This window comes from Saccharomonospora azurea NA-128, from assembly GCF_000231055.2.
Taxonomy (GTDB): domain Bacteria; phylum Actinomycetota; class Actinomycetes; order Mycobacteriales; family Pseudonocardiaceae; genus Saccharomonospora; species Saccharomonospora azurea.
On the sequence record NZ_CM001466.1, the window covers coordinates 3,535,111 to 3,558,445 of the forward strand.

Here is a 23,335-nt window from a genome sequence, read left to right on the forward strand (position 1 = left end):
GACCGACCCCGGTGCCACAGGCCAGTTGGCGGGTCGCTAATGTCTCCCGCGCCTGTGGGCTCCGAGGTTGACACGCTCGGTAACGTCCATCGGGCGACGTTCACACGGCATGGTGAGCGCCTGCGCTGAACAGTCGAAGAGACATGGTGGGAGGCACCCCGGTGCGCAACCCGGACAGGACGTCGTATCGCTCGTCGGTGCGCACTCTGCGCAGCTCGGCTGCTGTCGCGGCCTTGACGATCGCTGCGCTGGTCGGGGGACAGGGCACGGCGGCCGCGGTGCAGGCGGAGCCGAACGCGATGACCTTCGGTCTGCTGGGGCCGGTCGGCCTCATCGCCGTCGTGATCGGCGTCCTCGGCATGATCGCCGGGGCGCTCCGTCAGCGCAAGAAGAACCGCCTCGCCGCCGCGGAGGTCCAAGCTGCTGCGCCGGCTGAGACGAGCCCTGAGCCTGTGGCCGTTTCGGCCAAAGTCGCCACCGTGGACTGACCTGAAGCGTTAGCCTCCTGCCTGCAGTCTGGAACTCAGGGAGGTGAGCCACCATGCGCGACAACAACTGGACGTTTCGGTGTGACAACAACTGGACCTGATCGAACCTCAGGTCCTGCTTGGTCGGGCTGACCGGTGTGGTGAAGCTTGTGACCACCCAGCCCACGCGACCAAGGCGATCGCGGTCCCGAGTATCGCGGCGATTCCGATCACCCAAGCAGGGGTGAGGAGCTGTGCCGCTAGTCCGGCGATGATGATGCCGAACCCCTGAGCTGCCCTGAGGGCCGCGATCGCCAAGCCAACGGCCTGCCCGCGGCTACTATCCGGGACGATACTGACGTAAGTCGCTTGAACAACCATGTCGTGCGCGCTGAATGCGCCGCTGAGCGCCCACAGTAGAACCAGCACAGCGATGTGGGGTTGAGCTGCGGTGGGCAGCAGTACGAGGCTGGTAGCGACGGCCAGAGGTCCAATCAGCGCAAGCTGACGTTCGGGGCGGACCCGTTTCAGTACCAGCATTCCCAGAACAGTCCCAATGGGATTGGCGGCCAGTAGCCACCCGGAGCCGGTGGTCCCGGCACCTACTTGTTGTGCCATGGGGACTGCCAGGCCCTCTGGGACGACGTAGAAGCCGGCCAGACAGGCGATCAGCAGTAGGACGCGGAGCCTTGGGTTGGTAGCGACGATGCGCCAACCAGCGGTGATGTTGGCCCACCGGCCGCCATCTCCGGTGTTTCCACTCCTCGGTGTCGGTTCGTGTCGACTCGTCCCGTACCTGATGATGACGGCCGAGACTGCGAACGTGGCTGCGTTGATCAGAAGTGCGTCGTGATAACCGAGAGCCGCGACGACGCTGGCTCCAACGCCGAAGCCGAGAACCAGCGCCGTCTGATAGGTCATCGACATGACGCCCACGCCCAGCGCAAGCGCTTCAGGGCGAAGAATATTGGGCATCGCGGCCTGGCGTGCGGCAGAGAACGGCACGGCTACCAACTGCACGCCGACGAGCAAGGCAATCTGTACTCCCAGTGGCATTTGGGGCAACGCCATGGTTGTGACCAGAACGGCACGACAGAGATCAGTCACCACCATGACCGTGCGGCGCGAGTACCGATCAGCGAAGCCGGACAAGAACGCCCCACCGAGGAGATCCGGGACATAGCTGACGGCGTATGTCAGCGCGCTCAACCCTGCCGAGGCAGTGCGGTCGAAGACCAGGACGGTGAGCGCCACGCGCGCCAGCTGGTTCCCCGCAACGGAGAGCACATGTGCCAGCCATAGCCGGCGAAACTCTGTTACAGCGAATAGCTCGCGGTAGGTGACGCTCTGAGTTCTCACAGTGGCACAGTGTGCCTCTGAAGCGTTGTTGGCAGGTGGAGATCGAGAAAAGTGCCCTGCCGAACGAGGAGCTAGCGGGGTTTGGTATCGCCTTCGGCGCAGGACGTGTAGGGGTCTCACCGCGCTGTTTGCTGTCGTGACGCGACCGCGCGGCTTTGCAGGTTCTTGCAATGCCGCGACCCGCTTTCCGCAGGTAGGCGCCCTGCGCTCCGTTGATCTTTGCAAGTTTCTGCAAGATCGTTGACATCGTCGACGCCTTCCGCTCTGATGTCCGGACCACCCGGTGGCCCGTCACAACCACAGAGCACGGAGGTTCGACGATGTTCCAACGTGTCGTCGGTGCGGTCGTTCTGGTGGCCGCGCTGCTCACCGCGCCCCTCGCGGCTCCACCGTCCGCCACCGCCGCTCCGCCCGGCGACCGCGACGTCATCGCCACGTTGTTCCAGTGGAACTGGAACAGTGTCGCCGCGGCCTGTCGCGACCAGCTCGGTCCCGACGGGTACGGCGCCGTGCAGGTGTCGCCGCCCTCGGAGCACGTCGTGCTCGGCGAGCAGGGCTACCCGTGGTGGCAGGACTACCAGCCCGTCTCCTACCGCCTCGACGAGACCCGCCGGGGTACTCGCGCCGAGTTCGCCGCCATGGTCGACACCTGTCACGACGCGGGCGTGCAGGTGTACGTCGACGCGGTCGTCAACCACATGACGGGCCAGGACGAGTGCGGCACCGGCAGTGCGGGCTCCGCGTACTGCCACTACGACTACGCCGAGGCGGGCTACGGCTACGACGACTTCCACCACTGTGGACGCAACGGCGACGACAACATCGTCGACTTCCACGACCGGTGGGAGGTCCAGAACTGCGAGCTCGTCAACCTCGCCGACCTCGACACCGGCTCCGAGTACGTGCGCGACCGCATCGGCGCCTACCTCAACGACCTGCTCTCCCTCGGCGTCGACGGGTTCCGCATCGACGCGGCCAAGCACATGCCCGCCGAGGACGTCGCCGCGCTGGTGAGCAGGCTCGACCGGCCCGCCTACGTCTACCAGGAGGTCCTCCACGGCGACGGCGAGCCGATCACGCCGGAGGAGTACCTGGACAACGGCGACGTCTACGACCAGCGCTACGCCCGCGACCTGGCGAAGGTCTTCAACTCGGAGAAGCTCGCGTACCTGCGTGACTTCGGCACGCCCGTGCCGTCGGAGAACGTGGTGGTCTTCGTCGACAACCACGACAGCCAGCGCGGCGACGAGACCCTGACCTACCGCGACGGCGCACGGTACTCGCTGGCCAACGCCTTCATGCTGGCCTGGCCGGTGGGCACCCCGAAGATCAACAGCAGCTACACCTTCGACGACTACGACGCCGGCCCGCCCAGTGACGCGGCCGGGAACACGACCGACGCGGCCTGCGACTCGGCGGCCTGGCAGTGCGAACACGACTGGCAGCCGATCCGCAACATGGTCGCGTTCCACAACGAGGTGGGCGACGAGCCCGTCGTGCAGTGGTGGGACAACGGCAACGACACCATCGCCTTCGGCCGGGGGGACAAGGGGTACGTCGTCCTCAACGACGAGTCGTCCGCGGTGACCGGCAGGTCGTTCCAGACGGCGCTGCCCGCGGGTACGTACTGCGACGTGCTGCACGGTGACGTCGTCGACGGCGCCTGCACCGGCCCCACCTACACCGTGGACGGTGGTGGCTGGTTCCGCGCGGACGTCGGTGCGCACGACGGCGTCGCCCTGCACGCGGGTGCCCGGGTGGGCTGACCGAACATCGTGTCCGCGCCCTGCGCACGCGTGTCCGCGTCGCAGGGCGCGAACACGCGTGCACAGACTGCGGACACGATGTGGGTCGGATAGCTTCTCGACGTGGGTGACGCCAGGGTCGGGGACGAGATCGACAGGAAGTCCGACGCGAAGGACACGAAGGACGGGGAGAAGCTGCTGCCCCGCCTGCGCCGGAAGTATCCGTGGCTCGACCACCTCGTGAGAGCCAACGACGCCTTCACCGAACGCTACGGCAACCACTACGCGGCCGCGATCACGTACTTCTCCGTCCTGTCGCTGATCCCGCTGCTCATGGTCGGATTCGCCGTCGCGGGCTTCGTGCTCGCGGGCAACGAGACCGCGCTCACCGAACTGCGGGAAGGCATCATCCGGTCGGCCCCGGAAGGCCTCGGAGACCTGTTCGCCTCCATCGTCGGCGCGGCGCTGGAATCCCGGGCCGGTGCGGGACTGATCGGTCTGGCCGTCGCCCTCTACTCGGGCCTCGGCTGGATGACGAACCTGCGCGACGCCCTCACCGCGCAGTGGGGGCAGGAGAAGAAGAAACTGCCGTTCCTCTCCACCCGCCTCAAGGACCTGGTGGCGCTGATCGGCCTGGGTGTGGCACTGGTGGTGTCGTTCGGGCTCACCGCTGTCGGCGGCGGCCTGGGCCGGTTCCTGCTCGGCTTCATGGGGCTGGAGGACCAGGGCTGGGCGCGGTTCCTCCTCCAGGCCGCCACGGTTCTGCTGTCGCTGCTCGCCAACGTGCTGGTGTTCCTCTGGGTGCTCTCGCAGCTGCCGAGGGAGAAGGTCGCCCCGCGCAGCGCCGTGCGGGGCGCGATCATCGCCGCCGTCGGGTTCGAGATCCTCAAGCAGGTCGGTGGCATCTACCTGACCAGCGTCACCAGCTCCCCGGCCGGAGCGTTGTTCGGGCCGATCATCGGTCTGCTGGTGTTCGCCAACCTCGTCGCGCGGTTCCTGCTGTTCGTGACCGCCTGGACGGCCACGGCGACGGAGAACCTCACCCGCACGGTGGAGCCGCCCCCGCCCACCGTGGTGAGGCCGCTGGTCGAGGTGCGTCGCGGCCGAGGCGTCGCGGCGGGCGCGTTCGGCGTCGGTGCGCTCCTGGGCTGGTTGTCCAAGCGGCGTTCGTGACGGTGGGCTGACATATGCTCGCCCTCGGGACGGAGGGGTGAGTGTGAGCACGACGACGACGCCGCGGGTGGCGTTGCCTCGGGAGATCTGGGTCCTGGTGGGGGCCAGTTTCCTCATCGCCATCGGCTACGGGATCGTCGGTCCCGCCCTGCCGAACTACGCGGCGAGCTTCGACGTGGGTGTCACCGCCGCGTCGGTGGTCGTGAGCGCGTTCGCGTTCGTGCGGCTGCTGTTCGCGCCGATGAGCGGGCGGCTGGTGACGCGTTTCGGGGAACGCCCCATCTACCTGTGGGGTGTGTCGATCGTGGCGATCGGCACGCTGCTGTGTGCGGTGGCGACGGACTACTGGCAGCTGCTGTTCTTCCGGGCCGCCAGCGGGGTCGGCTCCACGATGTTCACCGTGTCGGCGATCGGCCTGCTCATCCGGCTCTCGCCGCCGGAGGCGCGCGGGCGGGCGTCGAGCCTGTGGGGGTCGAGCTTCCTGCTGGGCGGCATCGCCGGTCCGGTGGTGGGCGGTGGGCTCGTGACGGTGTCGTTGCGGGCGCCGTTCCTCGTCTACGGCATCGCGCTGGTGCTCACGACGCTGCTGGTGTGGTGGCAGCTGCGGCATTCGTCGCTGGTGGCTCGGCAGCAGGACGACGACGCTCCCGAGCTGACGTTCCGCCAGGCCGTCCGCCATCCCTCGTACCGCGCGGCGCTGGGGTCGAACCTGGCCAACGGCTGGGTCGTGTTCGGTGTGCGGATGTCGCTGCTGCCGTTGTTCGTGACCGCGGTGCTGGCCAAGGACGAGTCGTTCACCGGGATCGCGCTCGCCGTGTTCGCCGCCGTGAACGCGCTCGCCCTGCTGTTCGTCGGCAGGGTCACCGACAAGCGGGGGCGCAAGCTGCCCGCTCTCGTGGGCCTGGCGCTGCTCGCGGTGGGCGTGGTGGGGCTCGGCTTCACCGACGACCCGTGGTTGTTCCTGGCGGCCGTCGCGGTGGCCGGGCTCGGCGCGGGCGCGTTGAACCCCGCCCAGAACGCGGCGGTCGCCGACGTGCTCGGCTCGAAGGCCCGGGGCGGCTCGGTGCTGGCGGGTTTCCAGATGGCTGCCGACGTCGGTGCCGTCGTGGGCCCGCTCGTGGCGGGGGCGATCGCCGAGAAGTGGTCGTACTCGGCGGCGTTCGGGCTGACCGGCGTGGTGGTCGCGCTCGCACTGGTGCTGTGGATCGGCGCCCGTGAGACGTTGCCCGCCGAGAAGGAGACGCGGCCCGCCACGGAGTGAGCCGCCGTCAGTCCGGTCGGCGGAGCACTCCCTTGCGGTGGCCCACCAGCAGGCCCGCGATCACCAGGAGTGTCACCGCCAACGTGACGATCCACCCCGTGGTGCCGAACGGGTCGTCCGCGGTCGGGGTCGGCACGCCTGCGGCCGCCAGGTCGTCCTCCTGCGCGTCGTCGCCGGGCGCCTGGATCGCCGCGCTGGTGACGGTGCCCACGGACGCGCTGCCCGACGAGGCGAGGGTGAACCCGTAGTCGAGCAGTGCCGCGGCCTGTTCGGCCACGCGCACGGGCTCCTGCTCGGCTCGCAGCAACACCACGGCGAGCCGCCTGCCGTCACGTTCGGCGGCGCCGGCGTAGGTGTGGCGCGAGTCGTCGGTGAACCCGGTCTTGCCGCCGAGGAACCCCTCGTACGTCCCCCACAGCGGGTTGTCGTTGTAGATGGGGAAGTCGGGCTCCCCCGGACCACCGGGGAAGCGGGTCTCCTTGGTGCCGACGGCCTCGACGTAGTCGTCCTGTTGCATGGCGTGCCGGAACACGAGACTCATGTCGTAGGCCGAGGTCATCATGCCCGGGCCGTCGAGGCCGGACGGCGTCGCGGCGTGGGTGTCGGAGGCGCCCAGCCACTCGGCGAGCGCGTTCATCTTGTCCACGGCCACGTCGACGCCGCCGAGCGCGGTGGCCAGCGCGTGGGCCACGTCGTTGCCGGAGCGCATGAGCAGCGCGTCGACCAGGTCGTCGACGCGGTACTCGCCGCCCTTCACGATGCCCACGCAGGTGCACTCCTGCTCGGAGTCGGCCTTGGTGGCCACGACGGTGTGGTCGCTGCGGAGTTCCTCCAGGACGACCAGCGCGAGCAGCGTCTTGATGAGCGACGCGGGCCGGTGCCGACCGTGCGGGTCCTTCGCGGCGAGGACGTCACCGGTGTCGAGGTCCTGCACGAGCCACGCGGCCGCCGTGACGTCCTGCGGCGGCTGGGGGCTGTTCGCCGGGACGACGACGCCGCACTCGGCCATCCGCTCGCCGCCGGCGGGGCGCTCGGGCACGGGCAGGGGAGTGGGGGACTCCTCGCCCGGAGGCGGTTCCTCGGAGGTGTCCACCGGGGGCGGTGGCAGGGTGCGGTTCGGGCAGGAGCTGGACGGCTGAGCCGCGAACGCCTCGCTCGGTGGTGTCCCCACGAACGCGGTGAGCATCACGAGGGCGGCCGTGACGAGCACGGTGAGAACTGACCGGATCGACGTGGTCCTGGGCACCCGTGCAGGCTAACGGGTTGTCAAGCGCGCCCTTGGCGATATGCGAATGTCTCGCCGCATCGGTCTTCGGCGTCTTCACCGCTTGATCCGGATGGCGGAGGGTCCCGTGTGCGTGCGGGGGCTTCCCGACACTGCGAACAGCGGGTCACCGCTGGTTCCGAAAGTTTCGAAAGTCCGAGTCGGAGAGTCGCGATTATGGGTGCCACATAGTTCGTGATCTGCGATGTTCGCAGGTAGACGTACTGAACTCCGCTCGCATTGACCGAAAACTTTCGGAAAAATCGATGTTGACCCGTGCTGTGACCGTCGCCATACTCCGAATCTGTCGTCGCCGGGCGCGGTGGTCTCGTCGCGGAGAGTCACAGTCCTGACGGGTGGGTGCCCATGCGACGTCGCCATGTCCTCGACGAAAGGACTCGGAAGATGAGCACGGCACACCAGAGGCGGTTCCGGCCCCGGCGGGCCGGAGCCTGGATCAGGAAGATCGTCGCGGCGACCGCGGTCGGTGCGGTCACCGCGGGTGGGCTCGTCGCCGCGGCAGGGACGGCGAGCGCGCAGACCAGCCTCGGCGACGCCGCCGAGGCACAGGGCCGATACTTCGGTGTCGCGGTCGCGGCTGGCAGGCTCGGCGAACAGGACTACACGGCCACGCTCAACCGGGAGTTCAACAGCATCACCGCCGAGAACTCGTGGAAGTGGGAGAGCCTCCAGCCCTCGCCCGGGTACTTCGACTTCAGCACCGCCGACCGCATCGCCGACCACGCCCTGCAGCAGGGCATGGAGCTGCGCGGACACACCCTGGTCTGGCACTCGCAGCTGCCCGGCTGGGTCGAGAACATCGGGTCCGCCGACCAGCTCCGCGGGGTGATGAACGACCACATCACCACCGTGATGGAGCACTACAAGGGGCAGGTCCGCTCCTGGGACGTGGTGAACGAGGCGTACGAGGACGGCTCCAGCGGGGCGCGCCGGAACTCCGTGTTCCAGCGCGTCATCGGCAACAGCTGGATCGAGGAGGCGTTCCGCACCGCGCGCGAGGTCGATCCCGACGCCACGCTCTGCTACAACGACTACAACACCGACGCCTGGAACACGGCCAAGACGCAGGCCGTCTACAACATGGTGGCCGACTTCGTCAGCCGTGGCGTACCCATCGACTGCGTCGGCTTCCAGGCGCACTTCAACAGCGGCAACCCGGTGCCGGAGAACTACCACCAGACGCTGCAGAACTTCGCCGACCTCGGGGTGGAGGTCCAGATCACCGAGCTGGACATCGCGGGATGGGGTGACTCGCAGGCGGAGCAGTACGCCGGGGTGACGCTGGCCTGCCTGGCCGTCGCCGAGTGCACCGGCATCACGGTCTGGGGTGTGACCGACAAGTACTCCTGGCGTGCGGAGGACACGCCACTGCTGTTCGACGGCGACTACAACCCCAAGCAGGCCTACTACGCCGTGCTCGACACCCTCGGCGGTTCCGGTGGTGGCGGTGGAGGCGACGGCGCCTGCACCGTGACCTACGACGAGACCGACCGGTGGGGCGACCGGTTCAACGGCCGGGTCACCGTCCGCGCGGGTGACGAGCCGATCAGTTCGTGGAGCACCACCGTCACCGTGCACTCGCCGCAGGTCATCTCGGCGACCTGGAACGGCGAACCGAGCTGGGACGCCAGCGGCAACGTCATGACGATGCGGTCGAGCAGCGGCCTGCCCGCGGGCGGGGAGACGAGCTTCGGCTTCACCGTCATGGCCAACGGCAACTGGGCGGCCCCGACGCTGGGCTCCTGCACCGCCTCCTAGTCCCGACCCGGGCCGGAGGGGATCCGGAACAGCGGCTGGGCTCGGTCACGCCGACCGAGCCCAGCCGTGTGCCCGCCCACGGATCGTCCCGGAACAGCGGCGCGCCCGACGTGGTGCTGGGCACCCGTGCGGGCTGACGGGGGCTGTGGAGAGGGATACTTCCGGTATGCGGATGTCTCGCGGTATCTCCCTGTTCCTCACGGCGTTCGGGGTGTGGTCCTGGATCATCTGGATCACGTTCGCCCGCAACCTGTGGAACAGCGACAACGCTTGGAACGCCGACGGCTCGCCGACGGGCTTCTTCTGGGTGCACTTGCTGCTCGCGGTGACCTCGTTTGTGCTGGGCACCATCATCGGTGTGATCGGGTGGCGTGGCCTGCGGGCCGCACGGAACCGATAGGTCGTCCGAGAGGTCTCACCTGCCATGACAGACCAGACGCCACCGACCTGGCAGGTCCCGCCGCCGCCACCGCAGCAGCCGTTCCAGTCGCCCCAGCAGGCGCCGACCGCGCCGAGAGGGTGGGGGAGGGCGCTCGCGGGCGTTCTCGTGGGTCTGCTCCTCGGCGGCGGGGGCGTCGGGCTCACGTGGTTCCTGCTCTCGGACGCCGAGGGCGACGGCGCCGCGGCCGACGCGCAGGAGGCGTGCGCGATCGTGGAGCGCACCCCGACGGTGATGCCCACGGAGGACGATGTCTCCGATATGCACCGGTGGGGTGCGGCCATGTCGTTGGCGATGGCCGCCGCCGAGGCCGACCCGACGTACGAGTCGTTGTCCAAGGCGATCCACAAGCCGCTTCTGATCTTCCAGCAGAAATACGACGTCGAGGACGACCCCGACTACCAGGCCGCGATGACGGCCGCTCGGGACGCGTGCGCGGAGCTCTGACGGAAAACCCGGAAACACGAAGGCCACCCTCCCGCGTTCGGCGGTCGGGTGGCCTTCGTCGTTCGGGCCTCAGGGCCGGGTCACACGCGCTTGAACAGCAGCGCGCGCTTGACCTCCTGGATGGCCTTGGTGATCTGGATTCCTCGCGGGCACGCGTCGGTGCAGTTGAACGTCGTGCGGCAGCGCCACACGCCCTCGGCGTCGTTGAGGATGTCCAGCCGCTCTTCGGCGCCCTCGTCGCGCGAGTCGAAGATGAACCGGTGCGCGTTCACGATCGCCGCCGGGCCGAAGTACGACCCGTCGGCCCAGTACACCGGGCACGACGACGTGCACGCCGCGCACAGGATGCACTTGGTGGTGTCGTCGAACCGCTCGCGGTCGGCGGGCGACTGGACGCGCTCACGCGTCGGCTCGTTGCCGTAGGCGATGAGGTACGGCTTCACCGCGCGGTACGCCTCGAAGAAGGGCTCCATGTCGACGTAGAGGTCCTTCATCGTCGGCAGGCCCTTGATCGGGGCGATGGTGATCACCGTAGGTTTGCCCGCTGTGTCCTTCTTGCCGAGCAGGTCCTTCACCAGCACCTTGCACGCGAGGCGGTTGACGCCGTTGATCTGCATGGCGTCCGACCCGCAGATGCCGTGCGCGCAGGAGCGCCGGAACGCCAGCGTGCCGTCCACGTAGTTCTTGATGTTGAACAGGAGGTTCAGCACGCGGTCGGTCGGCAGCGCCGGCACGTCGTAGGACTCCCAGTGCGGCTCGGAGTCCACCTCGGGGTTGAACCGGAGGAGCTTCACCGTGACGGTGACCGAACCCTCCGGTGCGGGAATCTGCGAGGTGTCGTGGACGCCCTCGGAAACCGTGGCAGTCATATCAGTACTTCCGCTCCATCGGTTCGTACCGGGTGAAGGTCACCGGCTTGTAGTCCAGGCGGATGTCGGCGGTGAACCCGGTGAGCCCGAGCGGAGCGTCCGGGTCCTCCTTCTCCGGCAACAGCTTGTACGACATCGAGTGCCGCATGAAGTTGACGTCGTCGCGGTCCGGGTAGTCCTCGCGCGCGTGTCCACCGCGGGACTCCTTGCGGGCCAGGGCGGCGTTCACCAGGATCTCGGCGAGGTCCAGCAGGAACCCGAGTTCGATGGCCTCCAGCAGGTCGGTGTTGTACCGCTTGCCCTTGTCCATCACCGAGATGCGTCCGTAGCGCTGCTTGAGCGCCTGCACGTCGGTCAGCGCCTGCTTCAGCGTGTCCTCGGTGCGGTACACGGCGGCGTTGGCGTCCATCGTGGCCTGCAGCTCGGTGCGGATGTCGGCCACGCGCTCGCCGCCGGTGGCGGTGCGCAGGTGGTCGACCATGCCCTTGACGAGCTTCGCGGGGGCTTCGGGGAGCTCCACGTGGTCGCGGCCGTTCGCGTACTCGGCGGCGGCGATGCCGGCCCGGCGCCCGAACACGTTGATGTCGAGCAGCGAGTTCGTGCCGAGGCGGTTGGCGCCGTGCACGGACACGCACGCCACCTCGCCCGCCGCGTAGAGGCCGGGCACGATGTTGTCGTTGTCGCGCAGCGCCTCACCGTGCACGTTGGTGGGGATGCCGCCCATCGCGTAGTGCGCGGTGGGGTACACCGGCACCGGCTCCTTCACTGGGTCCACGCCCAGGTAGGTGCGGGCGAACTCGGTGATGTCGGGCAGCTTGGTCTCCAGCACCTCCTCGCCGAGGTGGGTGCAGTCGAGGTACACGTAGTCCTTGTTCGGACCCGCGCCCCGGCCCTCCAGCACCTCCAGCACCATCGACCGGGCGACGATGTCGCGCGGCGCGAGGTCCTTGATGGTGGGGGCGTAGCGCTCCATGAACCGCTCGCCGTCGGCGTTGCGGAGGATCGCGCCCTCACCACGCGCACCCTCGGTGAGGAGGATGCCGAGGCCGGCGAGGCCGGTCGGGTGGAACTGGTAGAACTCCATGTCCTCCAGCGGCAGGCCCTTGCGGGCGTAGATGCCCATGCCGTCGCCGGTGAGTGTGTGCGCGTTCGACGTGGTCTTGAAGACCTTGCCGAACCCGCCCGTGGCGAAAATGATCGACTTCGCCTGGAAGACGTGGATCTCGCCGGTGGCCAGCTCGTAGGCGATGGCGCCGGAGGCCACCGGGCCGTCCGCGGTCTCGGTGAGCGCGATGTCGAGGACGTAGAACTCGTTGAAGAATTCGATGCCGTGCTTGACGCAGTTCTGGTACAGCGTCTGCAGGATCATGTGGCCCGTGCGGTCGGCCGCGTAGCAGGCGCGACGCACCGCCGCCTTGCCGTGCTCGCGGGTGTGACCGCCGAACCGCCGCTGGTCGATCTTGCCGTCCGGCGTGCGGTTGAAGGGCAGGCCCATCTTCTCCAGGTCGAGGACCGCGTCGATGGCCTCCTTGGCCATGATCTCGGCCGCGTCCTGGTCGGTGAGGTAGTCACCACCCTTGACGGTGTCGAAGGTGTGCCACTCCCAGTTGTCCTCTTCGACGTTGGCCAGGGCCGCGCACATGCCGCCCTGAGCGGCGCCGGTGTGGGAACGCGTCGGGTACAGCTTCGTGAGCACCGCGGTGCGGGCACGCTGACCGGCCTCGATCGCCGCGCGCATACCCGCGCCACCCGCCCCGACGATGACCACGTCGTACTTGTGGAACTGCATGTCTCGTCGCTTTCGTGTGGTGGGGTCAGTCGGCCGGAATGTTCGGATCGAAGGTGAAGACCACCAGGGTGCCGAGCAGCACGATCACCACCACGGACACGTACAGCACCATCTTCAGCCAGAAGCGGGTGCTGTCCCTGCGGGCGTAGTCGTCGATGATCGTGCGAAGGCCGTTGCCGCCGTGGATCATGGCCAACCACAGCATCGCCAGGTCCCAGAACTGCCAGAACGGCGAGGACCAGCGGCCCGCGACGAAGGCGAAGTTGATCCGGTGAACGCCGCCGTCGAGGATGTTCATGATGAACAGGTGGCCGAGCACCAGCACGACGAGCAGCAGGCCGGAGATGCGCATGAACAGCCAGCTGTAGAGCTCGAAGTTGCTGCGCCGGGCCGCGGGCCTGCGGGGGGAGCGCGGCTTGTCGAGGTTGAGTGTCTCAGCCATCAGTTGCCGCCTCCGAGGAGTTCACTCACGGTGCGTTCGAGCATGAAGTACGTGCCGGGGATCATCACCAGCACCCAGACGCCGAGGATCGACCAGAGCATGACGCGCTGGTACTTCGCACCCTTGGACCAGAAGTCGACCAGGATGACCCTGATGCCGTTCAGCGCGTGGTAGAGGACCGCACCGACGAGGCCGACCTCCATGAGGTTGACGAGCGGGGTCTTGTAGGTCTCGATGATCGCGTCGTAGGCGTTCGGCGAAACCCGGACGAGCGCGGTGTCGAGTACGTGGACGAACAGGAAGAAGAACGTGAGCACGCCGGTGATGCGGTGCAGCACCCAGGACCACATGCCCGGGTCGCCGCGGTAGAACGTACCGCTCCGACGTGAGGCGCCTGCCCGATCACTCGCAGCCGCCTGGGCGGCGGTGCTCGCAGTGGTGGACATCGGTGTACGGCCTCCAACGTCACTGATGGACTGTGCCCGGCGACCTGCGACTTTCCCAAGTCCCAACCCGCGCGGGCGGGGTTATCCCTGGATGCTAGACCCGGCCTTGACACGGGGCCCCACCTCGGGGTTGGCCGCTGTGATGGACCAGACACGGATTTGACGTGCAGCCGTGTCCTAGGTCTCTTTGCGCCCTCGTTGCGCCGCGAGCGGTACCGATTCAGTTTCGGCTTTTCAATTACTCGGCGTGTTGACGTGGTAGCCCATCCGGATGGATCGTGAACATTTGGATTACGCCGAACGGCCACTGTGTGACGTCGCTTTCCGCAGACGGTACCGTTCGCCAATCGCCCGGCCGCTCCGCGCCGGGTGCTTCCTTGAGGTGCGTTCCGCTGGGAAAACAGCGGGAAGGGAGACACACCGTGCGTCGAAAGCGTGGTGCAGCGCTGGCGGCTATCGCCATGTCCGGCGTGTTGGCGTTGACGGCCTGTGCCAAGGACTCCGGCGACAACAGCGCCGCGGGTGACGGCGGAGAGTCGAGCGGCGAGTGCGTGACGGCGGCGGCGCCGCCCCGGGCCGAGGCCAGCAGCAAGGAACGGGAGGCTCCGGCGGACGTCGACGCGAGCGACCTGAAGGTCGCGCTCGCGTTCGACGTGGGCGGCCGGGGCGACGCCTCGTTCAACGACGCGGCGGCCGCCGGGGTCGACAAGGCGGTCGAGGACATGGGCGTGGGCGACACGACCGAGAGCACCGCCGCCGGCACCGAGTCCGAGGACGCCAAGCAGCAGCGGCTGACGCAGATGGCGAAGGAGGGCTACGACCCGATCATCGCCGTCGGCTTCGCCTACGCCGACGCGCTGAAGGCCGTCGCGCCGAAGTTCCCGGACACCCACTTCGCGATCGTCGACGACGACTCCGTGGACGAGAAGAACGTGACGCCGCTCGTGTTCGCCGAGGAGCAGGGCTCGTTCCTGGCCGGTGTGGCGGCCGTCTACAAGAGCGACAACTGCCACGTCGGGTTCGTCGGCGGTGTGGACACCCCGCTGATCCAGAAGTTCGAGGCGGGCTTCGTGCAGGGCGCGAAGGCGGCCTCGGACAACGTCACGGTCGAGGTCGACTACCTGACCCCCGCGGGCGACATCTCCGGCTTCAACGACCCCGGCAAGGGCAACGTCGTGGCCAAGTCGCAGATCGACAAGGGCGCCGACGTGCTGTACCACGCGGCCGGTGCGTCCGGTAAGGGCGTGTTCGAGGCGGCCAAGGCCGGTGACGCGCTGGCGATCGGGGTCGACTCCGACCAGTACGAGCAGAAGACCGTTTCCGACGTCAAGGACGTCATCATGACGTCGATGCTCAAGCGCGTGGACGTGGCGGTGTACGACTACATCCGCGCGGTGGCCGAGGACGACCTGAGCTCCCTGCCCGAGCGTTTCGACCTGTCGGTGGACGGCGTGGCGTACTCGACCTCCGGTGGCCAGGTCGACGACATCGCCGACGTCCTCGACGGCTACAAGGCGCAGATCGTGGCCGGCGAGATCGAGGTCTCGCCCACTCCGTAACCGACCACTCTCGAACTGCCGTGCGGCGCCGGGGCCGGTGGGAGGCGATCCCTCCCGTCGGCCCTCGCGTCGTCGGATGGCAGGCTGTCGCCGGTCCGGAGGCGGGCCCTCGACAGCCGTGGGGAGCTTTCACGACATGACCGAATCCCGACCAGCGGTCGAACTGAAGGGGATCACCAAACGGTTCCCCGGCGTGGTGGCCAACTCGGACGTGCACCTGACCGTGCGTGCCGGCGAGGTCCACGCGGTGTGTGGTGAGAACGGTGCCGGCAAGTCCACCCTGATGAAGATCCTCTACGGCATGCAACAGCCGGACGAGGGCACCATCGCCGTCAACGGCGAGGTCGTGCGACTGCGCAACCCGCAGGACGCCATCAAGGCGGGCATCGGCATGGTGCACCAGCACTTCATGCTCGCCGACAACCTGACCGTCAAGGAGAACGTGCTCCTCGGGGCCGAGGGCCTGCACGGCATCGGCAAGGCCGCGACCCAGCGGATGGCCGAGCTCGCCGAGCGCACGGGCCTGCGCGTGAACCTCCACAGTTTGATGGAGAACCTCGGTGTCGCGGACCGCCAGCGCGTGGAGATCGTCAAGGTCCTCTACCGCGGCGCGCGCATCGTGATCCTCGACGAGCCCACCGCGGTGCTCGTGCCGCAGGAGGTCGACGCGCTGTTCGACACCGTGCGCACGATGCGCGAGCAGGGCTACACCTTCATCTTCATCTCCCACAAGCTCGACGAGGTCCGCAAGATCGCCGACAGTGCCACGGTGATCCGCAGGGGCACCACCGTCGGCACCGTGGACCCGCGCACGGTGAGCTCGCGTGAGCTCGCCGAGATGATGGTCGGCTCGCAGTTGCCGAGCCCGCAGACCCGCGAGTCCACCGTCACCGACCAGGTCGTGCTGCGGGTGGAGAACCTGCGGCTCAACGCCGAGGACTCCGAGCGCGCCGTGCTCGACGACGTGTCGTTGACCGTGCGGGCCGGTGAGGTGCTCGGCATCGCCGGTGTGGAGGGCAACGGCCAGACGGAGCTGGTCGAGACCATCATGGGCATGCGCAAGGCGTCCGGAGGGCGGATCGAGCTCCTCGACGCCGAGGGCCGCACGCGCGACATCACCAAGCTCGGCACGCTGGCGCGCCGGGAGGCGGGCATCGGCTACGTCGCCGAGGACCGTCATCGTCACGGCCTGCTGCTGAACCGTCCGTTGTGGGCGAACCGCATCCTCGGCTACCAGACGCGCAGGCCGGTGTCGAGCGGTCGCATCGTCGACTGCGGTGCGGCGCGTGAGGACACCCGCCGCATCGTCGACGAGTACGACGTCCGCACGCCGGGTGTCGAGGTCGCCGCGGGGGCGCTGTCCGGCGGCAACCAGCAGAAGCTCATCGTCGGCAGGGAGCTGTCCGGCGACCCCGTGTTGTTGATCGCCTCCCACCCGACCCGTGGTGTCGACGTCGGGGCGCAGGCCCTGATCTGGGACCGCATCAGGACCGCCCGGCGCGACGGCCTCGCGGTGCTGCTCATCTCCGCCGACCTCGACGAGCTGATCGGGTTGTCGGACACCATCCGCGTCATGTTGCGCGGCAGGTTGGTCAGTGAGGCCGATCCCGCCACCGTCACGCCCGCCGAACTGGGTTCGGCGATGACCGGTGCCGGTGAGAGCCACTCCCTTCCCGAGGACGTCGCATGATCTCCTGGCGTACCGCCCTGCTCCCTCCCGTCATGGCGATCGTGTTCGCCATGACGTTGTCGTCCGTCGCGCTGGTGATCTCCGGTGCGAACCCGTTCGAAGCGTTCTCCACGATGGGAGCGCAGCTCTTCCAGGGCACGACCGCAGTCGACACCGTGAACCTGGCGGTCGTCTACTACTTCGCCGGTCTGGCCGTCGCCATCGGGTTCCAGATGAACCTGTTCAACATCGGTGTCGAGGGCCAGTACCGGTTCGCGGCCGTGATCGCCGCGATCGTGGGTGCGGCGATGGAACTGCCGCCGGTGCTGCACGTGCTGGTGATCCTCGCCGTGGCGATGCTCTCCGGTGCCGCGTACGCGCTGCTGCCCGCGATCCTGAAGGTCACGCGGGGCGTGTCCGAAGTGATCACGACGATCATGCTGAACTCGATCGTCTTCGGCATCGTGGCCTACCTGATCAGTGCCGACCAGTTCGGTGTGCCGCGGGGCAACAACATCAGCACCGCCGAGATCCCGGAGACCGGGTGGATCCCGGGCATTCCGATGGGCGCGGCGGGCACGCTGTTCGGCTCGGTGGTCATCGCCCTCGCACTGGGCGGCGGCTACTGGTTCCTGCTGAACCGCACGCGGTTCGGGTTCGAGCTGCAGGCCAGCGGTGAGTCGCCCACGGCCGCGACGGCGGGCGGGGTGAGCGCCAAGCGGATGACGATGATCGCGATGCTGCTCTCCGGCGCGGTCGCCGGGCTCATCGCGATGCCCGAACTGCTGGGCCGCGACCACGTGTACGCCATGACCGCGACCCAGGGCTACGGCTTCACCGGTATCGCGGTGGCCCTGCTCGGCCGCAACCACCCCGTCGGCGTCGCGTTCGGTGCGCTGCTGTGGGCGTTCCTCGACAAGTCGGCCGTGTCGCTGGAGACCATCGGGGTGCCGCGGGAGATCGCCACGATCATCCAGGGCACCATCGTGCTCTCGGTCGTGGTCGCCTACGAAATCGTCAAACGAGCGGAACTCGCCGCCGAGCAGCGCCGGGTGGGTCGCCAGACCCGCAACGGCATGCCCGCGAGCGTCAGCCAGGGAGGTGCGGTGTGAGCACCACGGTCGAGACCGGGCCCCCGATCGAGGGAGACGCCCCGAAACAGGCCCCGCGCGAGCGGCGGCCGATGCCGGGGTGGCTGCGCGGTGCGCTGTGGGCCGTGGCGGCCATCGCGGTGCTGTCCACGACGTCGTACCTCACGGGCATCGACACCCTGACCTCCAGCAACACGTCTCAGACGGCGTTGCGGCTCGCGCTGCCCATCCTGTTCGCCGCGCTCGGCGGACTGTGGGCGGAGCGTTCGGGGGTCATCAACATCGGCCTCGAGGGCATGATGATCCTCGGCACGTGGGGCGCGGCCTGGGGCGCGTACTACGGCGGCGTGTGGGCCGGGCTGCTCGCGGCGATCGTCTTCGGCGCGCTCGGCGGGCTGCTGCACGCCGTGGCCACGGTGACGTTCGGCGTGAACCACATCGTGTCCGGTGTGGCCATCAACCTCCTCGGGCTCGGGGTGGCGAAGTACCTCGCCGACCTCGTGTTCGAGCCGCTGTCGGGCAACCCGAGGCAGTCGCCGCCGGTGCCGAAGTTCGACACCTACTCCGCCACGTTCCTCTCCGAATGGCTCGCGGACCTGGAAGCCGCTCAACGGGTCGGCGTCTCCGACGCCGCGGGCCTGCTGCGCGGGCTCGTCACCCACGTGTCGCCGCTGGCGATGCTGGGCCTGCTGCTGGTGCCGATCAGCTACTTCGTGCTGTGGCGGACGCGGTTCGGGTTGCGGTTGCGCTCGTGCGGTGAGAACCCGGTGGCGGCCGAGTCGCTCGGGGTCAACGTCTACGGGCACAAGTACGCGGCGCTGCTCGTGTCGGGTGGCCTCGCCGGGATGGGTGGCGCGTCGCTCGTGCTGCTGTCCGGAGGTGCGGACTACCTGGAGAACCAGACCAACGGCCGCGGTTACATCGGTCTGGCCGCCATGATCTTCGGTAACTGGCGGCCCGGTGGGCTCCTGGGCGGTGCGGCGCTGTTCGGCTACTCCGACGGCCTCCAGCTGTCGGCGGGCGGGGAGGCCGTTCTGGCGCTCTGCTACGGCGCCGTGCTCCTGCTGGTGGTGCTCACGGTGGTGCAGATCGTGCGCCGGCGCTGGTTCGCCGCCGGGCTCTCGGCGCTCGGTGCCGCGGCGCTGTACTACGTGTACTGGGCCAACGACGAGCTGCCGCGCGAGCTGATCCCGTACACGCCGCACTTCGTGACGATCATCGTGTTGGCGGTGGCCGCACAGAAGCTGCGACCGCCGAAGGCGATCGGCAAGCGCTACCGCCGAGGGGAGGACGACTGATGTCCGAGGCCGGGATCGACTGGGAACGGCTGCGTGCGGAGGCCACGTCGGCGGCGCAGAAGGCGTACGCGCCGTACTCGCGACTGCGGGTCGGCGCGGCCGCGCTGACCGACGACGGTCGCATCGTCACGGGATGCAACGTGGAGAACGCCTCCTACGGTGTCGGCCTGTGCGCCGAGTGCACCATGACCGGGCAGCTGCGGCTGTCCGGCGGTGGCCGGTTCGTGGCGGTGGCGTGCCGCTCCGGAGAGGGCGAGCTGCTGATGCCGTGCGGTCGGTGCCGTCAGCTGCTCTACGAGTTCGGCGGTACCGAGTGCCTCGTCGACACACCCGCGGGGGTGCAGCCGATGACGGCGGTGCTGCCGCAGGCGTTCGGACCGGAGGACCTGCCGTCATGACCGTGGAGCCGTTCGCGGCGGTGGACGTCATCCGCGCCAAGCGGGACGGTGGCCGGCTGACCGACGCGCAGATCGACTGGGTGCTCGACGCCTACACGCGCGGCGTGGTCGGCGACGAGCAGATGGCGGCGCTCGCGATGGCCGTCTTCCTGCGCGGCATGGACGCCCACGAGACGGCGCGCTGGACCGGTGCGATGATCGACTCGGGCGAGCGGCTGACACTCGCGTGCTCCCGTCCCACCGTGGACAAGCACTCGACGGGCGGCGTCGGCGACAAGATCACGTTGCCGCTGGCTCCGCTCGTCGCGGCGTGCGGTGCCGCGGTGCCGCAGCTGTCGGGACGCGGACTCGGGCACACGGGCGGCACGCTCGACAAGCTGGAGGCCGTCCCCGGCTGGCGGGCCGAGCTGTCGACCGACGAGATCGCCCGGCAGCTGGAGGACGTCGGCGCGGTGGTGTGCGCCGCGACGCCGACGCTGGCGCCCGCCGACCGCAAGCTCTACGCGCTGCGCGACGTCACCGCCACCGTCGAGGCCGTGCCGTTGATCGCCAGCTCGATCATGAGCAAGAAGATCGCGGAGGGCGCGGGCAGGCTGGTACTCGACGTCAAGGTCGGGTCCGGCGCCTTCATGAAGACCCGCGAGCAGGCCCGCGCGCTCGCCGCGAGCCTGGTGGAGATCGGCGCGGCCCACGACGTGGCCACCACCGCCCTGCTCACCGACATGGGAACGCCGCTGGGCGCGGCGGTCGGCAACGCGGTCGAGGTGGCCGAAGCGGTCGAGGTGCTGCAGGGCGGTGGTCCTGCCGACGTCGTGGAGCTCACGCTCGCCCTGGCGCGCGAGATGCTCGCCCTCGCCGGGCTCGGCGACGTCGATCCGGAACGCGTGCTGGCGTCCGGACAGGCGTACGAGACGTGGTGTCGCATGATCCGCGCCCAGGGCGGAGACCCCGACGCTCCGTTGCCGCGCCCTCGGCACGTGCACGTCGTCGAAGCGGCCGAGTCGGGTGTGGTGGCCTCGCTGGACGCCTACCGCGTCGGCGTGGCGGCGTGGCGACTCGGTGCGGGCAGGGCACGCAAGAGCGACCCCGTCCAGCCTGCGGCCGGGGTCCGCTGCCTCGCGAAGCCGGGTGAGCGCGTCGACCGCGGTCAGCCGCTGTTCGAACTCCACACCGACACACCGGAGGCCGTCGCGGCCGCTCAGCCGCTGCTCGACGCGGCTCTCGTGCTCAAGGACGTCGCGGAGTCGGGCGGGTCCGGACACGACGCCGGACACGACACCGGAAACGACACCGGAAACGACACTGAAAACGACAACGCCCCCGCGGCCGTCGAGGCGCGCGAGGGCGTCGTACTGGAACGCTGGGAGAGCGGCCGGTCCTGACCGGCCGCCCCACCCGCTCAGTCCTCGGCGTCGGCGTCGGCCTTCGCCTTCGTGTCGGCTCCCTTGGTGTTCCTGCCGTTGCGGCGGCGCGGCTGCCGCGGCGTGGGAGGCGCGGTGATGGCGGGCTGCGGCGCGGGGCCACCCCCGAGCATGAGCTCCGCGAACGTGGCCATGGCCTCGTCCAGCTGGCCGCCGATGCGGCGCTCGGACTCCTCGTTGCTCTTGCGCACCACCGACGTGAAGTAGTCGTTGTCGGGCTGCTGCGACAGCGTGCCCTCGACCTCCGACAGCCCGGACTTGATCGAGCCGTCCAACTCGCCCAGGCGGGTCGCCACGTTCTCCTCGACCTTGTCGATCCTGCCGGCCAGGGAGTCGAGGCGGTTGCCGAGCTGCTCCAGGCGCTCGCCCAACGTGTCGAACCGCGCGGTCGGGTCGAGCATCTCGGTGGCGTCGCTCACCGCCGAGCGCAGCGACTCGGACGTGCTGGACAGGCGCTCCTTGGCGTCGGTGTCGAGGCGGTCGACCCGCTCCTTGAGACCCGTCTCCAGGGTGTCGAGCCGCTCGCGCACCGGGCCCTGCACCGCCGTGGGCACGTTGTCGATCTTGATGTCCTGCTTGTCGAGGTGGTTGCCCAGGTCGTCGAGCCTGCGGTGGATGTTCGAGAGCTTGTCCTCGAGTCCATCCATCCGGCCCGCGACACCCTCGAACCGGGCCGCGACACCGTCGAGGCGGCCGTCGAGCTGCGCGAAGGGCTTCGCGAGCTTGTCGACGACGGCTTCCACGGCACGTGCCAGATCGGCCAGCGCGTTGTCCTGGGCCTCGAGGCGGGTCATGGCCTCGTCGAGCCGCTCGGCGAGCACGCCGACCTCGGTACGGTCGGGCAGCTCGGAGAGCCGCTTGCGAACGGCACCGAGGGAATCCACGGGCGCGAGCCTGGCGTAGATGTCGTCGAGCGCGTCGAAGATCTGCTGCTGCTCGCTCTCTCGGACCTCGGCCGCGCGCACCAACATGTTGCGCATCCGGTCGAAGGACGGGGCTGCGAGGTGATTGTCAGTCGTCACTGCGGTGTCCTTCATCGGCGGGGAAGATGGGACGTCCATCGCAGCCTAGCGACCGACTAACTCCGGAGGGTATTCCCCCCGGCCCCGGACCGCGTGACGTGGGACTCCGACGATTGGATAACGACGGGGTCACCATCCAACGTTCGAGTACAGCCTGAGACTTGGCCACACGATCGGGTCGGGTCGCCGTGACCGTGCGGGTGTCACCCGGGCGCGTCGTCCCGCCGCAGGTACCGTCATCGCATGTCGACGCGAACCGTTCCGACTCCGCACGAACTCCGCAGCGCGCCGAAGGTGCTGCTCCACGACCACCTCGACGGCGGCCTGAGACCGGCCACCGTCGTCGAACTCGCCGCCGAGACGGGCTACAAGGGCCTGCCCACCACCGACGTCGACGAGTTGAGCCGCTGGTTCCGCCACGCGGCCGACTCGGGCTCGTTGGAGAAGTATCTCGAAACGTTCGCCCACACCTGCGGGGTCATGCAGACCGAGGAGGCGCTGTCGCGGGTCGCCGCGGAGTGCGTGGAGGACCTCGCCGACGACGGCGTGGTGTACGCCGAGGTGCGTTACGCGCCCGAGTTGTTCGTCGAGCGTGGCCTGTCGTTGGAGGCCGTGGTGGAAGCCGTGCAGGACGGCTTCGAGCGCGGAACCAAGGCCGCCGCCGAACGCGGCAAGCAGATCCGCGTGGGCCAGCTGCTGTGCGCCATGCGGCAGCACGCGCGGGCCCTGGAGATCGCCGACCTGATGGTGCGCTACCGCGACCGCGGGGTCGTCGGCTTCGACATCGCGGGCCCGGAGAAGGGCTACCCGCCCACCCGCAACCTCGACGCGTTCGAGTTCCTGCGCGAGAACAACGCGCACTTCACCATCCACGCCGGTGAGGCGTTCGGGTTGGCCTCGATCTGGGAGGCCATCCAGATCTGCGGCGCCGAACGGCTCGGCCACGGTGTCCGTATCGCCGACGACATCACCACGGCCGACGACGGCAGCGTGTCGCTCGGCAGGCTCGCCGCCTACGTGCGCGACCGCCGCATCCCGCTGGAGCTGTGCCCGTCGTCGAACGTCCAGACGGGCGCGGCCCGGTCGATCGCCGAGCACCCGATCGGACTGCTCGCGAAGCTGAGGTTCCGGGTCACGGTCAACACCGACAACCGGCTGATGAGCGACTGCTCGGTCTCGTCGGAGTTCGCGGAGCTCGTGGACGCGTTCGGCTTCGACTGGTCGGACGTGCAGTGGTGCACGATCAACGCGATGAAGTCGGCGTTCATCGGTTTCGACGAGCGGCTCGACATCATCGACAACGTGATCAAGCCCTGGTACGCCGAACGCGTGTGATCGTCGCGGCCTGAGACGGCACGGGCGGCGTCCCGACGGCTCGGCGAGCCTGGGACGCCGCC

At 68.9% G+C, this 23,335-nt stretch carries 21 protein-coding genes; 14 read left to right on the forward strand and 7 right to left on the reverse strand.

Features of this window, described 5'->3' with window-relative positions; translation table 11 throughout:
* Positions 1 to 161 precede the first annotated feature (161 nt).
* Complete coding sequence (locus SACAZDRAFT_RS16220) at positions 162 to 488, forward strand: hypothetical protein (RefSeq protein WP_005443488.1); 327 nt, start codon at positions 162 to 164, stop codon at positions 486 to 488.
* 108 nt (positions 489 to 596) lie between these two features.
* Here SACAZDRAFT_RS16220 and SACAZDRAFT_RS16225 read toward each other — a convergent pair whose 3' ends face one another.
* Positions 597 to 1,826: an MFS transporter gene (locus tag SACAZDRAFT_RS16225; RefSeq protein WP_040927795.1), complete on the reverse strand. Its 1,230-nt coding sequence runs from the start codon at positions 1,824 to 1,826 to the stop codon at positions 597 to 599.
* Between the two features lie 320 nt (positions 1,827 to 2,146).
* On the opposite strand from SACAZDRAFT_RS16225, the gene SACAZDRAFT_RS16230 reads away from it, so the two are divergent.
* From SACAZDRAFT_RS16230 to SACAZDRAFT_RS16240, 3 genes are all read left to right on the forward strand, one after another.
* Complete coding sequence (locus SACAZDRAFT_RS16230; protein WP_005443490.1) at positions 2,147 to 3,592, forward strand: alpha-amylase; 1,446 nt, start codon at positions 2,147 to 2,149, stop codon at positions 3,590 to 3,592.
* Positions 3,593 to 3,694: 102 nt separating this feature from the next.
* Positions 3,695 to 4,744 carry an inner membrane protein YhjD gene (yhjD, locus tag SACAZDRAFT_RS16235; RefSeq protein ID WP_005443491.1) on the forward strand — a complete coding sequence of 350 codons (1,050 nt, stop codon included), beginning with the start codon at positions 3,695 to 3,697 and terminating at the stop codon, positions 4,742 to 4,744.
* Positions 4,745 to 4,787: 43 nt separating this feature from the next.
* Positions 4,788 to 6,005 carry an MFS transporter gene (locus SACAZDRAFT_RS16240; protein ID WP_005443492.1) on the forward strand — a complete coding sequence of 406 codons (1,218 nt, stop codon included), beginning with the start codon at positions 4,788 to 4,790 and terminating at the stop codon, positions 6,003 to 6,005.
* A gap of 7 nt (positions 6,006 to 6,012) precedes the next feature.
* Here SACAZDRAFT_RS16240 and SACAZDRAFT_RS16245 read toward each other — a convergent pair whose 3' ends face one another.
* Positions 6,013 to 7,215 carry a D-alanyl-D-alanine carboxypeptidase family protein gene (locus tag SACAZDRAFT_RS16245; RefSeq protein ID WP_005443494.1) on the reverse strand — a complete coding sequence of 401 codons (1,203 nt, stop codon included), beginning with the start codon at positions 7,213 to 7,215 and terminating at the stop codon, positions 6,013 to 6,015.
* 459 nt (positions 7,216 to 7,674) lie between these two features.
* Here SACAZDRAFT_RS16245 and SACAZDRAFT_RS16250 point away from each other — a divergent pair, with 459 nt between their 5' ends.
* The 3 genes from SACAZDRAFT_RS16250 to SACAZDRAFT_RS16260 all read left to right on the forward strand — a co-directional run bounded on the left by SACAZDRAFT_RS16250 (position 7,675) and on the right by SACAZDRAFT_RS16260 (position 9,934).
* Positions 7,675 to 9,048, forward strand: coding sequence for an endo-1,4-beta-xylanase (locus tag SACAZDRAFT_RS16250; protein ID WP_005443496.1), 1,374 nt, complete (start codon positions 7,675 to 7,677; stop codon positions 9,046 to 9,048).
* A 166-nt stretch (positions 9,049 to 9,214) separates the two neighbouring features.
* Positions 9,215 to 9,448, forward strand: a complete 234-nt coding sequence (locus tag SACAZDRAFT_RS16255; protein WP_005443497.1) for an SCO4848 family membrane protein — start codon at positions 9,215 to 9,217, stop codon at positions 9,446 to 9,448.
* A gap of 24 nt (positions 9,449 to 9,472) precedes the next feature.
* Positions 9,473 to 9,934, forward strand: a complete 462-nt coding sequence (locus SACAZDRAFT_RS16260) for a hypothetical protein (RefSeq protein WP_005443498.1) — start codon at positions 9,473 to 9,475, stop codon at positions 9,932 to 9,934.
* 80 nt (positions 9,935 to 10,014) lie between these two features.
* Here the strand turns inward: SACAZDRAFT_RS16260 and SACAZDRAFT_RS16265 are convergent, their stop codons facing one another.
* Genes SACAZDRAFT_RS16265 through sdhC form a run of 4 tightly spaced genes read right to left on the reverse strand, consistent with a single transcriptional unit; the run spans position 10,015 to position 13,480 of the window.
* On the reverse strand, positions 10,015 to 10,803 hold the full coding sequence (locus SACAZDRAFT_RS16265; protein WP_005443499.1) for a succinate dehydrogenase iron-sulfur subunit: 789 nt from the start codon (positions 10,801 to 10,803) through the stop codon (positions 10,015 to 10,017).
* A gap of 1 nt (position 10,804) precedes the next feature.
* The gene (gene sdhA, locus SACAZDRAFT_RS16270; RefSeq protein ID WP_005443500.1) at positions 10,805 to 12,592 is read right to left on the reverse strand and encodes a succinate dehydrogenase flavoprotein subunit; all 1,788 of its coding nucleotides are present in this window, start codon (positions 12,590 to 12,592) and stop codon (positions 10,805 to 10,807) included.
* A 25-nt stretch (positions 12,593 to 12,617) separates the two neighbouring features.
* A complete protein-coding gene (locus tag SACAZDRAFT_RS16275) occupies positions 12,618 to 13,034 on the reverse strand; it encodes a succinate dehydrogenase hydrophobic membrane anchor subunit (protein WP_005443502.1) in 417 nt (138 codons plus the stop codon).
* Positions 13,034 to 13,480, reverse strand: a complete 447-nt coding sequence (gene sdhC / locus SACAZDRAFT_RS16280) for a succinate dehydrogenase, cytochrome b556 subunit (protein ID WP_005443503.1) — start codon at positions 13,478 to 13,480, stop codon at positions 13,034 to 13,036. Before sdhC ends, SACAZDRAFT_RS16275 begins: the two co-directional genes overlap by 1 nt.
* A 461-nt stretch (positions 13,481 to 13,941) precedes the next feature.
* Between sdhC and SACAZDRAFT_RS16285 the strand changes: the two genes are divergently transcribed.
* The 6 genes from SACAZDRAFT_RS16285 (at position 13,942) to SACAZDRAFT_RS16310 (ending at position 20,877) form a co-directional block, all read left to right on the forward strand.
* Complete coding sequence (locus SACAZDRAFT_RS16285; RefSeq protein ID WP_005443505.1) at positions 13,942 to 15,039, forward strand: BMP family lipoprotein; 1,098 nt, start codon at positions 13,942 to 13,944, stop codon at positions 15,037 to 15,039.
* 136 nt (positions 15,040 to 15,175) lie between these two features.
* On the forward strand, positions 15,176 to 16,729 hold the full coding sequence (locus tag SACAZDRAFT_RS16290) for an ABC transporter ATP-binding protein (protein WP_005443507.1): 1,554 nt from the start codon (positions 15,176 to 15,178) through the stop codon (positions 16,727 to 16,729).
* Positions 16,726 to 17,820, forward strand: a complete 1,095-nt coding sequence (locus SACAZDRAFT_RS16295) for an ABC transporter permease (protein ID WP_005443508.1) — start codon at positions 16,726 to 16,728, stop codon at positions 17,818 to 17,820. The genes SACAZDRAFT_RS16290 and SACAZDRAFT_RS16295 overlap by 4 nt, the downstream gene beginning before the upstream one ends.
* Positions 17,817 to 19,097, forward strand: a complete 1,281-nt coding sequence (locus tag SACAZDRAFT_RS16300) for an ABC transporter permease (protein ID WP_005443510.1) — start codon at positions 17,817 to 17,819, stop codon at positions 19,095 to 19,097. The genes SACAZDRAFT_RS16295 and SACAZDRAFT_RS16300 overlap by 4 nt, the downstream gene beginning before the upstream one ends.
* Positions 19,097 to 19,495, forward strand: coding sequence for a cytidine deaminase (locus SACAZDRAFT_RS16305; RefSeq protein WP_005443512.1), 399 nt, complete (start codon positions 19,097 to 19,099; stop codon positions 19,493 to 19,495). The genes SACAZDRAFT_RS16300 and SACAZDRAFT_RS16305 overlap by 1 nt, the downstream gene beginning before the upstream one ends.
* Complete coding sequence (locus SACAZDRAFT_RS16310; protein WP_005443514.1) at positions 19,492 to 20,877, forward strand: thymidine phosphorylase; 1,386 nt, start codon at positions 19,492 to 19,494, stop codon at positions 20,875 to 20,877. Before SACAZDRAFT_RS16305 ends, SACAZDRAFT_RS16310 begins: the two co-directional genes overlap by 4 nt.
* A 17-nt stretch (positions 20,878 to 20,894) precedes the next feature.
* Here the strand turns inward: SACAZDRAFT_RS16310 and SACAZDRAFT_RS16315 are convergent, their stop codons facing one another.
* Positions 20,895 to 21,938 (reverse strand): hypothetical protein, encoded by a 1,044-nt coding sequence (locus SACAZDRAFT_RS16315; RefSeq protein WP_037294690.1) that lies wholly within the window; start codon positions 21,936 to 21,938, stop codon positions 20,895 to 20,897.
* Positions 21,939 to 22,181: 243 nt separating this feature from the next.
* Here SACAZDRAFT_RS16315 and SACAZDRAFT_RS16320 point away from each other — a divergent pair, with 243 nt between their 5' ends.
* Positions 22,182 to 23,273, forward strand: a complete 1,092-nt coding sequence (locus SACAZDRAFT_RS16320; protein ID WP_005443519.1) for an adenosine deaminase — start codon at positions 22,182 to 22,184, stop codon at positions 23,271 to 23,273.
* The last annotated feature ends 62 nt before the right edge of the window (positions 23,274 to 23,335 follow it).

What these genes read in the sequence shown, in the direction of transcription:
- SACAZDRAFT_RS16255 (WP_005443497.1), top strand. Translation starts at nt 9,215, where the DNA reads ATGCGGATGTCTCGCGGTATCTCCCTGTTCCTCACGGCGTTCGGGGTG.
- SACAZDRAFT_RS16285 (WP_005443505.1), top strand. Translation starts at nt 13,942, where the DNA reads ATGTCCGGCGTGTTGGCGTTGACGGCCTGTGCCAAGGACTCCGGCGAC.
- SACAZDRAFT_RS16290 (WP_005443507.1), top strand. Translation starts at nt 15,176, where the DNA reads ATGACCGAATCCCGACCAGCGGTCGAACTGAAGGGGATCACCAAACGG.
- SACAZDRAFT_RS16320 (WP_005443519.1), top strand. Translation starts at nt 22,182, where the DNA reads ATGTCGACGCGAACCGTTCCGACTCCGCACGAACTCCGCAGCGCGCCG.
- sdhA (WP_005443500.1), bottom strand. Translation starts at nt 12,592, where the DNA reads ATGCAGTTCCACAAGTACGACGTGGTCATCGTCGGGGCGGGTGGCGCG.
- SACAZDRAFT_RS16260 (WP_005443498.1), top strand. Translation starts at nt 9,473, where the DNA reads ATGACAGACCAGACGCCACCGACCTGGCAGGTCCCGCCGCCGCCACCG.
- SACAZDRAFT_RS16250 (WP_005443496.1), top strand. Translation starts at nt 7,675, where the DNA reads ATGAGCACGGCACACCAGAGGCGGTTCCGGCCCCGGCGGGCCGGAGCC.
- SACAZDRAFT_RS16265 (WP_005443499.1), bottom strand. Translation starts at nt 10,803, where the DNA reads ATGACTGCCACGGTTTCCGAGGGCGTCCACGACACCTCGCAGATTCCC.
- SACAZDRAFT_RS16275 (WP_005443502.1), bottom strand. Translation starts at nt 13,034, where the DNA reads ATGGCTGAGACACTCAACCTCGACAAGCCGCGCTCCCCCCGCAGGCCC.
- sdhC (WP_005443503.1), bottom strand. Translation starts at nt 13,480, where the DNA reads ATGTCCACCACTGCGAGCACCGCCGCCCAGGCGGCTGCGAGTGATCGG.
- SACAZDRAFT_RS16305 (WP_005443512.1), top strand. Translation starts at nt 19,097, where the DNA reads ATGTCCGAGGCCGGGATCGACTGGGAACGGCTGCGTGCGGAGGCCACG.
- SACAZDRAFT_RS16295 (WP_005443508.1), top strand. Translation starts at nt 16,726, where the DNA reads ATGATCTCCTGGCGTACCGCCCTGCTCCCTCCCGTCATGGCGATCGTG.
- SACAZDRAFT_RS16230 (WP_005443490.1), top strand. Translation starts at nt 2,147, where the DNA reads ATGTTCCAACGTGTCGTCGGTGCGGTCGTTCTGGTGGCCGCGCTGCTC.
- SACAZDRAFT_RS16310 (WP_005443514.1), top strand. Translation starts at nt 19,492, where the DNA reads ATGACCGTGGAGCCGTTCGCGGCGGTGGACGTCATCCGCGCCAAGCGG.